The sequence below is a fragment of the Thiomicrorhabdus chilensis DSM 12352 genome (genome assembly GCF_000483485.1).
GTDB classification, from domain to species: Bacteria; Pseudomonadota; Gammaproteobacteria; order Thiomicrospirales; family Thiomicrospiraceae; genus Thiomicrorhabdus; species Thiomicrorhabdus chilensis.
Genome location: NZ_KI519609.1, coordinates 1,694,116 through 1,708,029 on the forward strand (window position 1 = coordinate 1,694,116; position 13,914 = coordinate 1,708,029).

The window sequence follows — 13,914 nt, forward strand, 5'->3', positions numbered from 1 at the left end:
TTTCATCGGCATTTCTGAAAAACCGGCAGGCCTGGTTATCAAGCCAACCCGGGATGCACAGATATTTACAAAATTACCGCAATTTGACTTTTGCCAAGTCCGAAAATAGCATTAGAATGGACACCTAACTGACAAGCATTCCATCGGACCGAATCCATGCCGTTCTTAACCGTCATCACCCTACTTCTAATCTATCAACTGATTGGTGAGCTTATTGTACTCGGCTTTTCTTGGCCCATACCCGGCCCGGTGGTAGGCATGCTTTTGTTGCTCATGACATTACTCCTCCGCGCTTCGTTTGCGACCGAGATGCGCGCCTCAACCGATAAAATACTCACCCACTTGTCTTTACTGTTTGTGCCCGCCGGTGTCGGGTTGATGGTTCATTTATCCAGATTGGAGCAGGAATGGCTGGCGATTACTCTGGCGCTGTTCATCAGCACCGTGCTAGGTTTGTTGGTCACCGCCTGGAGCATGATGCTGTTCTCCAAATGGTTCCAATCGGAGCGCGGCTATGACAAATGATTCAGCCATCTGGGTCTACCTCTCGGCCAGCCCGCTGTTTGGGTTGACCTTAACCCTGGTGAGCTACTTACTGGCGGTAAAACTCTACCAAACCGGGCGCGGCAACCCACTTTTGAATCCGGTTGCGCTTTCCATTCTGCTGATTATGGGCGTACTGTACGCTTTCAACCTCACTTATGAAGCTTATTTTTCAGGCGCGCAGTTCATCCATTTCCTGCTTGGACCGGCAACGGTGGCCTTGGCCATACCGCTTTTTGACCAATTCGGTAAACTCAAGAAAGTCTGGTTGCCTTTAACGGCCGCTCTGGTATTGGGAATCACGGTCTCCGGTTTCAGCGCCTACTTCATCGCCCTGCAACTGGGTGCCAGCGAACAGACCCTGCTGTCCCTAATCCCCAAATCAGTGACAGCCCCCATCGCCATGGGGATTTCTGAAAAAACCGGAGGGCTGCCTACACTGACCGCGGTATTCGTCGTCATTACCGGAATTCTGGGTGCTATTCTGGGCAGCACCCTCTTCAAACTCTTGAAAATTCGCGATGACAGCGTCAAAGGTGTGGCCATGGGCGTCACAGCACATGGATTGGGCACGGCAAGATCGTTTCAACTCAGCCCGGAAATGGGGGCTTTTGCCGGTTTGGCCATGGCATTGTCAGCCTCAATCTCGCCGTTTCTATTACCGTTGGTACTCTCCTTTGTGCAACGTTTTCAATAAACGGCGAGCCGTGACAAGCGATATTTCACAGGACTTACAAGTGCCCGGTCTTGACCCAAATCAGGGTCTCCTCTTCTACCCAAGGATCGTGCAGGCTCAAATGTGGACTCCTAATCCAAGTACCCTTGGGATATCGACCGTGCTCATCGATAAACTCCCCTTGCAATACCAGAATCTCTTCGCCTCCCCAATGATGATGGGGCTGAAACTTTTCGCCTTCCGGCCATAAAACCAACGCCGTGTGCTCGGTTTTGAAACTGTGCAAACCCATTACCTGCAAATGACCGATGCCTGCTTGCCAGGGCGTTTGCAGAGTATTGATGACCACTTTGTTCTGATCCTCAGGATCAAACTGTTCCAGCTTCACAAACAGTTTGCAACGCTCTTTGGAGTGCGGGGAATGCATTGATCCAGGCGGGTTTCGCAGATAAGTTCCCGCAGGGTAATCTCCTTTTTCATCAGAAAACACCCCTTCTAATACGAAGATCTCCTCTCCCAAATCATGGCGGTGAGCCGGAAATGACGCCCCCGGCAAAAACTCGACAATGCTAGTGGCTCGACCTGCCTCACTGTATTCTCTCTCCAAAGGCTTTCTCAACACGTGGTCGGCACGACTGCCTTGCCACTCCATGCTTTCGGTTTCAATCACCACCTTCCGGGAAAGATCCATATTCAAAAAGTCCGCTTGGCGTGCAGTCATATAGTGTCATCCTGTTAAATTAGCCTGTCATAATCCCATATTTTACGCAGGACTGCCATGATACAATAATTGGATTGAACTTAATTTCAGGATTATCAATGGATTATCAAACCTTGCTCATCCCTGCTCTGGAAGAAGCGGAATTGGGATTTTCAGAAGGCGGGGTACCTGTTAGAGCGGCCTTGTTCGATGCTCAGGGGCATCTTCTGAGCCGAGGTCGAAACCGACGCGTTCAAGACAATGATCCATCCATTCATGGTGAAACGGATGCTTTCCGCAAAGCCGGTAGGCAAACAAACTATCGCGACAAAATCCTGGTGACCACCCTCGCCCCGTGCTGGTACTGTTCCGGATTGATTCGTCAATTCAACATCGGCACCCTGGTAGTGGGGGAATCCCAAGATTTTTCAGGGCACCTCGACTGGCTAAGTGAAGCCGGTGTCAAAATCATAGAACTTAACGATTCCAAATGCATTCATCTGATGCAGTCTTTTATCGCACAATGCCCAGATATATGGAACGAAGATATTGGCGAATGCAACTGTGACTAAAATTCAACAGCGACTCATCATTTTTCTCTTCTCGATTATCAGTCCCCTGCTGCAGGCAGAAGACTTAACACTCGACCCCATAAAGGTTCAATTCAAATGGCAACACCAATTTCAATTCGCCGGTTACTATGCGGCTAAAGAACAAGGCTTTTATCGAGAGGCCGGGTTGGACGTCCGTTTTCTGGAAGCACAGCCTGGCGAGGATCCAGTCGATTCGGTACTCAATGGAAAAGCTCAATTTGGCGTAGGTACCAGTGAGCTGCTGCTTCACCGTTATCATGGCAAACCCGTGGTGGTGCTCGGAGTCATTTTTCAGCATTCCCCTTTAAGTCTTATCACCTTGAAAAACCAAGGCTTGGACAACATTCACCAACTTGGCGGACGTAAACTGATGATCGAGCCGAGCTCTGCGGAACTATTTGCCTATCTGCAGCAGGAAGGGTTCACCCCTAAAGCCTATGACATCATCGAACACAGCGCCAATATAAACGACCTCATCAGCGGCAAGGTGGATGCGATGTCCGTCTATATGACTGACGAGCCGTTTCTGCTTCAACAAAGAGGAATTGAATTCAATAGTTTCACCCCACGCATGAGTGCGATTGACTTCTACGGGGATAATTTCTTCACGCTAGAATCCCAAATCGAACAAAACCCAGGGCGTGTCGACGCTTTTTACCAAGCCACCATAAAAGGCTGGCGATACGCCATGCAACATCCACATGAAATCATACAGCTCATCCATGAAACATACAGTCAACGCCACTCCATCGCGCACCTCCAGTTCGAAGCGCAGGTAATGCAGGAACTGATGCGCCCGATGTTGATTGAACCCGGCTACATGAATATAGGGCGCTGGCATCACATCGCCCAGACTTACCACAGCCTTGGCCTGCTGCCGGAAAAGGTCGATGTTGCAGAAATGCTGTATTTCCCCAACGATCAAAAAGCCTTGGCGAAACTGCACCGACAACTTCTTATGGCCCTGTTTGGCTTAATTCTGCTGAGCGGATTGAGTCTGTTTATATGGCGTCACCACAAGCGCACCTTGGCCAATAAAGAACGGTTCGATACCATCTTCATGAACGCGCCGCTGGGCATGATTGTAATTGACCAAGATTTTTCGGTTCGCCAATGGAACAGCCGAGCGTCGCAAATATTCAATCTAAACAGTGGGGAAGCCTTCGGTCAGAACCTGATTGAGTTGATTGTGCCTGAACATCAACAAGCCAGCGTTGAACAGAATTTGAACTCGGTATTTGAACAGAACATGATTGTCCGTGCAGAGAACAACAATCTTAAAAAAGGACACGAGGATATCCTCTGCGAATGGCTTAATGCCCCTTTTAAAGACCAATCATTGAAGTCAACACATATCATATGCATGGTTCGAGACATCACCCAACAAAAACAGATGGAAAACCAACTCCGTCATGCGGCTCATTACGACAACTTGACCGCACTTCCCAACCGCGCCTTGACCCTTGAATTGCTCAAAACCGCTTTATCGAACAGCCAGCGCCATAAAACCAAAGTGGCCGTTTTATTCATCGACCTCAATGATTTCAAACCGATCAATGACTCGCTGGGCCATCAAATGGGTGATTTACTGCTCCAGAAAATCGCCAACAGGCTGACTAAGTCATTACGCACAAACGATCATGTTGGTCGCTTGGCCGGAGATGAGTTCATTGTGATCTTGCAAGATATCCACAGTCTGTCAGAAGCGAAAAAAGTCGCCGACAACCTGAAAAGTTTGATCAAGCAGCCATGCGAAATTGATGGACAGAACCTCAGCGTGCATGCCAGCATTGGAATCAGCCTGGCTCCGGACGACAGCCTGAATCTCGACAAACTGATTCAGTTAGCCGACCAATCCATGTATGAAGACAAACAATCCATCAAACGATAGACCAGGCCTGCTGATTCTTAAAAAAATTATGTCTGCGCCGTGACCGTCTGGTTTCTACCCTGCTGCTTAGCGCGATAAAGCGCATCATCAGCGGCTTTAATCAACTTCTCGGGATCCACTTCCTGACTTGCCGATGAAACCGCCAGACCGATACTCAGAGTCACATGCTCCGCCACGGGGGATTGCGCATGCGGGAGCTGCAATCTCTGTAAATGTTGATGAATCGAGGCTGCAATTTTCAGCGCTTCCTGCTCGCAAGTGTCCGGCAACACAATCACAAACTCTTCCCCCCCATAACGTGCAACCAAATCGGTAGAACGCATCACACACGCGGTTAAAACCCCAGTTACTTGTTTCAGACAGGCATCGCCTTGAGGATGTCCATAATGATCGTTATAGGCCTTGAAGCCGTCAATATCGCATAGTATCAATGATAAGCTGCTTTGCGAGCGTGCTTGACGCACCAATTCCCGCTGAATAAATTCGTCGAAATAACGTCGGTTATACAGGCCGGTCAAGCCGTCCGTTGTCGCCAAATGATTCAACTTTTCAATCGCTTGCTGCAACTGTTTCTCAACCTTTTTGCGCTCCTCATTCTCTTTCACCACCAAAGAATTCAACTCTAAAATCGTATCATTCTGCTTTCTCAACTCGATGTTTTGTGATTTAAGCGCTTCATTCTTAATGTCGATGGCGTGGGTACGATCCACCACCTTCTGTTCAAGCTGCTCATAAATTACAGCATTGTCGATGGCAATGGCGATATGACCGCTCAAGTGTTTAAGCAGTTCGATACGCTCCAGCGTAAACACCTCCGACACCACATTATTCTCAAGGTAAATAGCTCCCTTCACCTGACCATGGAGGTTAAGCGGAGCGCAAAGCGCCGATTTCACGTGGCGTCGCCTTACTTCCTCATCACGACCGAAAAGGGGACTTTGCTGGGCATCGCCCAGTACAATCGCCTCCCCGCTTCGAAGTACATAATTGACAATGGAATGAACCATATCCTCATGTTCCAAATATGGGGTTCTTTGCATCACTTTAACGCTATCGGTCTGTACAGACGCTTCCGCCTGAACCAGCAACTTGCCATTTTCCTGCAATAACAACAGGCCGTGCTGTGCCCCGGCATTTTCAATCATGATGCCGATCAATCTCTCCAACAATTCGGGCAGCTTTTTCTCGCTTGCAATGATCTCCGTTGCTTTTTTCAATGCAGACACATCAAAAACCGACGTCTCGATCCCGGTATTGTCCTGCGCCCCCGTTTGTACTTTTGTGGCTCCCCACCGTTGAAAACAACGATTGGCCTCTTGGCGATAGAGCGTTGAAGCCTTGGCTTGATCGAGTTCCTGATACACGTCGGCGGCCAAGGTACTGGCTATCGCCTGCATATTCATCTGCCCAAAAATGCCGGCCGCCTCAATGGCCGAATCGTAACAGCGAATCGCTTGCGGATACGCCTTTGCAATCCGATAGCGCTCACCTTCCAAAATTCGCAAACGTACCAAAAAATTCTCGGGACAGGCTTCCGCCCAAAGTCGGAAGCGTTTGATCGTGCCTTGGATAACCAAACGAAAATGGTGACGTTTAATATGCCCTAAAGGTGCGAGTTTGGCTTGAATCAAGGCCGTCAAAAAATAATGTTCCGCAGAATGCAACATCCCCTTTGAATCAGCCAAATACATTTGGCTTTGCCGACTGGCCTCCAAAGCCGGTTCATATTGTCTATGTAAATAAAGCGTCAGCATTTTATTCACATAGTAATAATGAGCGAAGTGGCGGGAACCATAACCTTCAAGGGAATCCACATAGTCGGCTTCATCAAAATCCGCACTGCTGAAAGACAAGTGGCTGGGCGTTTCGCCGCGTAAATTCTGAATCGCCTGTTTAACCCCGACAATCGCCCCCAACTGTTCCTCGGCACCAATGCGTTTTAAACTGGTCTGAAAGCGTTCGATCTCCTTCAAAATGGCATCAAATGACTTACCCCGCATAAACAGGCTTTGAACGATTCCCGCCGCTGCACACCCGGTATGAAACCAGTCTCCAACTTCCAAGCCATGATGATATGCCCCATACCAGTTCTGCTCGGTAACGGCCGCCGCCTTTTGCCAACTCATCGCAAAATAACCAAATACAAACTGCGCTTCGGCTTTTTGCAAAGTATTACCGTAACGCTCCAATAGAGCCATCGACAGCTGGCCATATTCATAACCGATATTATGCTTTCCTAAGACCCCACCCTGAAAAATAATGCCAAACACAACATAGCCAATCACCGCCTCTCGACTGTTTCCGTGCTTGAGGCACAAAGCGACGACTTTAAGGGAAATGGCAACGCACAACTCAGGTTTAATCTGGTAGGCGGCTTTTAAAATCGAAGACAGCAAGCGTATCGCCATCCTGATATGTTCATCCTCCACTTCCGGCAAATCAAGAAGCGCGGTGATATCTAACCTTCTTAACTTTACCTGCAAAGCTAAAAAGTCCTTGGCAAACCAAGCGGGGTTAAAGCTGGCGGGCAAACTGACGTCCAATAGCCGCATGGCGCTGCGTCCCACCTCATAGGCCTGATTGAACTCCGAGATATCGGTATAGAATTTGATGATTAATTCATAGATACGGGTCTTTTCCAGAACATCATCGCTAAGCGCCAACGCCTGATTATAAAAAGTGATGGCTTGATCGGCCCGATTGCAAAGATGTTCACATTCCGCGCGGTTCCTGAATATTAACGCCGCTTGGGGATGCCCGGACAGATCCGGCATCCACTCCATCGTGTTTTGAATGTAACGCAACGCCAACTCAAAATCACCGCTTGCCTTTGCCTCCTGTGAAGCCTGATGATTGAGTTCTGCGAGCGTCTGCCTCTCATGGGGTTTGGTCAACTGGGCGCACGCCTCATTCAAATGATAAACGCACTCAAACAAAGCCTCTTTTTCGGGATTCGTATGGGCATCAAGCAGATAACGTCCGATCAATTCATGTACTTTTTGACGTTCAGAAGAGGAGAATAACGACCATACAGCCTGCTGGATTCTGTCGTGCGTGAACAGGTAGTGAGAAGGGGGTTCTTGCGGTCCGCTCATCTCGGGTTTTATCCAGCCTTCAGTCAATGCAATTTGCAACGAGTCCTCAAAGTTTTCCCGATTCGCCACGTCCGTATAGATTTCTCTGACGGTTCGACAATCAAAACGATTGCCAATGCACGATGCAATTTTCAGCAACGACCTGACGTTTTCCGGGAACCTCACAATTCGCTGCGATAGAAACTCCACCACATTGTCACTGACAGGCAGGCGACTCATGTGTTGCAAATCACACTCCCAACGGGATTCGTCGGCATTGTAAACAAGCACGCCATCTTTATGCAGCTGCTTCAAATATTCGGTAACAAAAAAAGCGTTTCCACGGGTCTTCTCAAAAATAATCTCGCAAACCCGGTCAACTTCAGGAATAGGCAAATAATCCAAAACCAGCTGGCGCACCGCATCTTGTGAAATTTCCGCCAGCTCTATGTTCTCAACCCCGATGCCTAAAGCGCTTATTTTTTGCAACAACTGAGAAAGCGCATGTGATGAATCGACCTCATTATCACGATAGATTCCAATGACCAGCAAATGCGAAATGTCCTGCAAAGCAATTTCAAGCCATTCTAAAGTCGAATCATCGGCCCATTGCAAATCGTCCAATACCAAAACAAATGGACGCTCGGGAGTGGCAAAAGCCTGCACAAGGCGGCACAGAAGAGCATTAAAACGGGCTTTTTCATCACTGGGAGGCAAAGCTTCAATATTAGGCTGCCCACCCAAAACCCACTGCAATTCGGGAAGCGCCTCAACCACAATGCCGGCCTGATCACCCAAAGCGTCCTGGAGCCTCTTTTTCCAGAATTGCAACGCCTCTTCTTCATCGGCCACCACCTGGCGGATTAAGTCACGCAAGGCCGCATACAACATTTCAAAAGGCGTGTTCTGCCGATACTGGTCAAATTTCGCGATTATTCGATAACCACCATCATCACCAAACTCATCCAAGGCACTCGTCACCAAACTGGACTTACCCACTCCGGAAGCACCACTTACGGCCACCATAGACGCATGGCCACGGTGCAACTGCTCATGCAGAGCCTTCACCAGCCTCTCCAATTCATACTCGCGGCCATAAAGCTGATCACTAAAACCTCGAGGAGAGAAGCCTCCCATGCCATCGGGACTGAAATCAGCTATGTGACCTTCCTTTTTGAAAGCTTTGAAACAGCGTGTCAGATCCGCCTTGAGCGACGAGGCGCTTGAGTAACGGTCGCCCGGCATCTTCTCAAGCAACTTGCTGACAATGTGCGAGACGGCAGGTGGAATATTCGCTACAAACTCGACAAGTTCCGGGGCGGTCTTGGCAATGTGGCTATGTAAAAGACTCGCGGCATCTTTAGACACGAAAGGAAGCCGACCACTCAGCATCTGAAAGAAAATCACCCCTAACGAATAAAGATCGGCTGAAAGTCCTATCCGCTGATTCAGTCTGTCGCTCTGCTCCGGCGCACGATAAGGCTGAACAGCCTGTGGAACCGACCAAGACTCTTCTGCCTCAAGATGAAAACGCCTTGAAGCGGCACCAAAGCCAGTCAACATGATTTGTGTACCGGAAGGTTTAACAAGAATGCAGGAGGATGACAGGTTCCCGTGCAACACGCCCTGCTGGTGCATCGAGTCCACGGCATCGGTCAATTGAATGGCCAATACAAAAAACTTTTCAAGCGGACACGGATTTTGTTGCAGAAAATGCTCCAAGGGAATGCCTTCAAAATACTCCCGCACCAAAATATTCTGACCTTGGATAGATTCCAAACCATGGGCTTTTATAATCGCCGGATGGTCAAAACGTTGCAGCAGCTGATATTCTTGATTCAGGTTCTCGGAACTAAGATTGCTCGAATAAGCCGCTTTAGTTTTTTTACACACCAAACTCCCAGCATAGCTGGAATGAGTCGCTAAAAAAAGTTCCGAATTCTGGGTTTTGGCAAGGTTTTTATCTATCTTGTAGCCGATTGTTTCCAACGTTGAAACCTTTAGACAATGTGATGCGTAATTAGGAAATGAATCTTAAGATTCTACCTAAATGTATCTAATACGTAAACGTAAATCCCCTATTAACATCCTGTAAAATCAAGAGCTTCGAATATCTTAAGTGTCCATTAAATAACTTTGGTACGCCGCCATCTCCATAAAAATTTTGAGCTTTCTCAAAGTTTAAGACTGGCCATTACCGCCTGCAGTTCTTTCGCACTGATGGACATAGCGCCACTCAACTGGGCTGACTGATCGGCCAAAGCCGCATTTTCCTGGGTGAACTGGTCAAGCTGGGACACCGCTTGGTTCACCTGTTCTGTGGCGCTCATTTCCTGATCGGCCGCCGAACTTATCTGCTTAACAATCACAACCAGACTATCGATATTCTCATTGATTTGCTGCAAGGCACGAGCGGAATCACTGGAAAGGCTCTGTCCATGATCGACCATCGACAGGTTTTGCTCCACCAGATCCTTGATTTCATTGGATGCCTGCGAAGCACGCAGCGCCAAATTGCGCACTTCTCCGGCCACCACTGCAAATCCGCGACCATGCTCACCTGCTCGCGCCGCTTCCACCGCGGCATTCAGTGCCAATAAATTGGTCTGGAAAGAGATGCCGTCGATCATTTTCACGATATCCGCAATCTTTTGACTGGCCTGATGGATCTGCCCCATTGATTCCTGAGTCTGGTTGACCACCATGGCCCCCTGCTGTACGTGCTTTCTGACCTCACCGACCAGTTCAGAGGCATTGCCGGATTCTTGGGCGGTATTGCGAATGGTTTGAGTCAGTTCTTCCATGCTGGCGGCCGTCTCTTCCAACGAAGCGGCTTGCTGTTGCGTACGCGCATTGAGGTTTTGATTGTCTTTTTCCAGAGAGCGGGTGTTTGCCACCACCGTTTCGGCGGTAGCGGCCGTTTGAGCAAGAATGGAATGCAGGTTTTCAATGGCGCTGTTAATGCCTGACTTCAACCGTTTCAGATTGCCCTGGTAGTCCCCCTCAATCTGTTTACTCAGGTCGCCCTTGGAAAAGTCCAGCATCACGCCATTGATTTCCAGCATCGCCGATTCCAAGGCCGAAACCGAATCATTCACCGCTTGCTTAAGTCCCTGCAAATCGCCTGGCAAGGGTTTATCGATTCGCTGAGTGAACTCACCGTTCGCCATAAAAAACATGACACGGGTCACTTCGGCAATGGCACTTTTCAAATTCAGCATCGCCTCCACACTGCTTTGCACCGTCAACCGGTTTCTGGGAAGCAGATTTTCCGATAAGGCATTCAAATGACGTGATAGCGAAATATCGATTCCGGCCACTCCCAGCACCTTGCCGTTATCAATGATTGGCATCACCACACTGGTAATTAGGAACTCCTCATCCCCCACCGGATACATATAAGGATCCACCACCTGCGGCTGTTTGGTGTGCAACGGCTTTAAATAAAAATCCCCCAATCCCGGCACGTCATAATCCACTAAAGGCTCCAAGCCAAGCTGGTTACCGGAACGCCCCCAAAAAGGCATAAATCGCCCGGTTTGGTCATACCAATCAAGGTCACGACACTGATCATCCTGGGAATCATAAGCATTGGGTTCCCAGCCACTCCAACAAGCCAAAAAGTTTGGGTGTCCTTCAAGGTGTGCTTTAATCACCCCCAATGCCTTCTCTCTTGAAGCCCCATTACGTTGCAGCTCTAACAACTCCTGCGCCATGGCCTTAACCGTTTGCTGTGCCAAGGAGATGTCTTCTTGAGCCTTGCCAAGTGTCAACTGCCCGCCAAAATCGGCATTTTTTATCGATTCAATCACCTCACCCAATACTTCACCCGCTTGCTGATGTTGACTTAAAAAGGCGGTGAGACGCTCCAAGATTTCATCCGAAAATTTCGACTCCAAAGCTTTAACCGAATTCAGATCCCCACTTTCCACAATAGACATCAACTCATCGAGTGGTTCAGCGGGCTTCTCGGTTTGCTGCGGCACCGCAGCCGAAGTAACTTGAGCCGTTAAGCGTTTATACAACAGGCCTGCTGAAATCAATCCGCCAAACACCATAAATGGCAAGGCTAGCCACTTGGCATGCGGCCATTCCAAAGGCTCCATAATCGCGATAAACAGTCCACCCAACGCCAAATTCAACAGAATAATCAGTGACCAAGTCAACGGCATGTCTTACTTCCTTTAAGTTAATTTATTTTATTAAAAAGAAACAAAGCAAACCATGTTCTTTTCAGGAAAAAATCTTAGAAATTAATTAGATAGTACCGTATCGACACAAGAGATTAACGTCGAAAAAGGCGACTGCACCACAATGAAACGAATCGTGTGACTCATCTGGAAAAATGCAGGAACAAACGAATCTTAAAAATGAGCAGGCCTGCTCATTTTTGGGTAATCAAATATCCGCCCAATAAGATTGGTGCCATGCCCAGAAGCTGATAAAGGCTGGGCACATCATTAAGAATCCAATAAGACCATCCCATGGTCATCATCGGAGCCAAAGCAAACAGCGCGTTGACCTTGGCGATGGGCAAGAGGTGAATCGCTTCCACCCACAGCATCTTGGCGACAAAAAACACCAAAAATCCGGTCAATCCCAACCACAGCCACTGCTGCTGAATGGCTTGCCAACTCGGTGTGGCTTCAAATGTCCAAGCCAAAAGGTAAATGAAAGGCAAGGCAATCACGCTTCTGACCAGAAGAATGGTTTCACTGGAAACCTGAGAACGGGCTCTTTTCTGATAAAGGTTGGCAATCGGAGCGATCATCGCCGCCATCAGAACCAGCGCATCGCCCAAATTGAGGTTGAATTCACCGGGAAACAATACCAGCAAAGCTCCCACCGTCATCAACAGCGCACCCAATGTATGACGCGCACTGAGCTTCTCTTCATGACGTCGCCCCAAAAACAGATAGGTGAACAGAATTTGCAAAAACAGAATAATCGCCACATTGGTGGCCGAAGTGTACTGCAAACCCAGAAACGTCAGTCCGAAAAGCGCGGTGATAAAAAAGCTGGTGAGCCCCAAATCCTTGTAAGCCGACGTTTTCAGAATTTCAGCAGGCCTGTTACGCAGCCACCACCAGCCGCTCAAAAACACCACGGACACCAACAGACTGAAAAAATAAGCGTGCAATCCGCCCAAAGCGGCGACACTGAAAAAGGCAAAAATCGGAAACCAGGATTCGATGAGCGTAAGAGAAACCGCAAACAGTTCGCCCTTACGGACTTCAGGTGTGTTTAATTTTTCTGGCATAAAGAGTGATAAATCTTTTTGTGAACTTCTATGAACTGATTGAACGAATCCACAATATTATACTGCTCTATATGCTGTCGGCTATTGTTTTTGAAATCTTGTCGGCTCTGCGGATTCGACAGAACCTGAAACAGCGCCTCAACCCATTCAGAAGGTTTCTCTTCCGGCAGAACCTGACCTGTTTGATTATCCACAATCAAACTTTGCGGCCCGCCTACATTCGACACCAGACAGCCCAATCCGCTGGCTTGCGCCTCCATGACCACCTGCCCCAAGGTATCGGTGGTGGATGGAAACACAAACAAATCGGCCGAAGCGTAAACTTCAGACAATCTTTCGCCTTCCAAGGGCCCAAGAAAATAAGCATGGTAAGGACGGACTTTATCGGCCCATTTTCGGTAACGCCCCTCTCCGACCATGACTAAATCGGCCTCGATTTCAGGGTGAGATTCGCGGAACGCTTTCCATATCTCAATCAGAAACGGAATGTTTTTCTCGACATTAATGCGTCCGACATAAAGCACTTTCAAACGCTCTTTTGACAAACCGTATTGTGACCAGGCCTGCTCATTCTTGTGTTTTGGATGAAACTTGCTCAAATCTGTGCCCGGAAACAGCACGGAAGCGCGTTGGTAATCAATGCCGATATCACTGGCCATGACCTCCAAATAGACCTGAGAGCGTGAAAATACATGCTCAAACGGTCGATAAAATCGACGCATCACCCTATCGGTTTCACGCTTGACCCATTGCGAACCGGTCAAATCATGAAGATAGGCCGGAAAGTCGGTGTGGTAAGTGCCCACCAACGGATAACCCATTTTTTCAGCAATGCGCTTGGCCCGCCAGCCAAACGGCCCTGGCGTGGAGATGTGGACGATGTCAGGTTTAAGTGCATTCAGTATGGAACGAATCTCTTTGGAACTCGGCCAGACCAGATCCATTTCCTGATAGAACGGCATCGGCATCTTGAATAGGCAAGATAGATTATGCACATAAGCATGCTGGGGCAATGGTTTGCCGGTGGAGGTAATGATCTGCAAATCAATCTGTTGATGCTGCGCCTGCTCGCCCATGTCCTGAATAAAGCGCGAAACTCCGTTCAAATCACCAAGCGTATCCGTAAAAAGACAAATTCTCATAACCAAGTCCATAATGGATTGCGAAACCGCTATCT

Annotated in this window: 9 protein-coding genes; 4 read left to right on the plus strand and 5 right to left on the minus strand. The window is 48.5% G+C overall.

Annotation, left to right across the window (positions count from 1 at the left end; translation table 11 throughout):
• Positions 1 to 156: 156 nt before the first annotated feature.
• Both B076_RS0108130 and B076_RS0108135 read left to right on the plus strand, forming a co-directional pair.
• Positions 157 to 525, plus strand: a complete 369-nt coding sequence (locus B076_RS0108130; RefSeq protein ID WP_028486865.1) for a CidA/LrgA family protein — start codon at positions 157 to 159, stop codon at positions 523 to 525.
• Positions 515 to 1,240 carry an LrgB family protein gene (locus tag B076_RS0108135; protein WP_028486866.1) on the plus strand — a complete coding sequence of 242 codons (726 nt, stop codon included), beginning with the start codon at positions 515 to 517 and terminating at the stop codon, positions 1,238 to 1,240. Before B076_RS0108130 ends, B076_RS0108135 begins: the two co-directional genes overlap by 11 nt.
• Positions 1,241 to 1,274: 34 nt before the next feature.
• Here the strand turns inward: B076_RS0108135 and B076_RS0108140 are convergent, their stop codons facing one another.
• Positions 1,275 to 1,940 (minus strand): cupin domain-containing protein, encoded by a 666-nt coding sequence (locus B076_RS0108140; RefSeq protein WP_028486867.1) that lies wholly within the window; start codon positions 1,938 to 1,940, stop codon positions 1,275 to 1,277.
• Positions 1,941 to 2,038: 98 nt separating this feature from the next.
• On the opposite strand from B076_RS0108140, the gene B076_RS0108145 reads away from it, so the two are divergent.
• On the plus strand, positions 2,039 to 2,491 hold the full coding sequence (locus B076_RS0108145) for a nucleoside deaminase (protein WP_028486868.1): 453 nt from the start codon (positions 2,039 to 2,041) through the stop codon (positions 2,489 to 2,491).
• Positions 2,469 to 4,403 (plus strand): ABC transporter substrate-binding protein, encoded by a 1,935-nt coding sequence (locus B076_RS12500; protein WP_084205736.1) that lies wholly within the window; start codon positions 2,469 to 2,471, stop codon positions 4,401 to 4,403. Before B076_RS0108145 ends, B076_RS12500 begins: the two co-directional genes overlap by 23 nt.
• 26 nt (positions 4,404 to 4,429) lie before the next feature.
• Here B076_RS12500 and B076_RS0108155 read toward each other — a convergent pair whose 3' ends face one another.
• From B076_RS0108155 to B076_RS12510, 4 genes are all read right to left on the minus strand, one after another.
• Complete coding sequence (locus tag B076_RS0108155) at positions 4,430 to 9,466, minus strand: diguanylate cyclase domain-containing protein (protein WP_028486869.1); 5,037 nt, start codon at positions 9,464 to 9,466, stop codon at positions 4,430 to 4,432.
• Between the two features lie 185 nt (positions 9,467 to 9,651).
• A complete protein-coding gene (locus B076_RS13050; protein WP_051347260.1) occupies positions 9,652 to 11,649 on the minus strand; it encodes a methyl-accepting chemotaxis protein in 1,998 nt (665 codons plus the stop codon).
• Between the two features lie 212 nt (positions 11,650 to 11,861).
• Positions 11,862 to 12,737, minus strand: a complete 876-nt coding sequence (locus tag B076_RS0108165) for a DMT family transporter (RefSeq protein WP_028486870.1) — start codon at positions 12,735 to 12,737, stop codon at positions 11,862 to 11,864.
• The gene (locus B076_RS12510; RefSeq protein WP_051347376.1) at positions 12,722 to 13,879 is read right to left on the minus strand and encodes a glycosyltransferase family 4 protein; all 1,158 of its coding nucleotides are present in this window, start codon (positions 13,877 to 13,879) and stop codon (positions 12,722 to 12,724) included. The genes B076_RS0108165 and B076_RS12510 overlap by 16 nt, the downstream gene beginning before the upstream one ends.
• Positions 13,880 to 13,914: the final 35 nt, after the last annotated feature.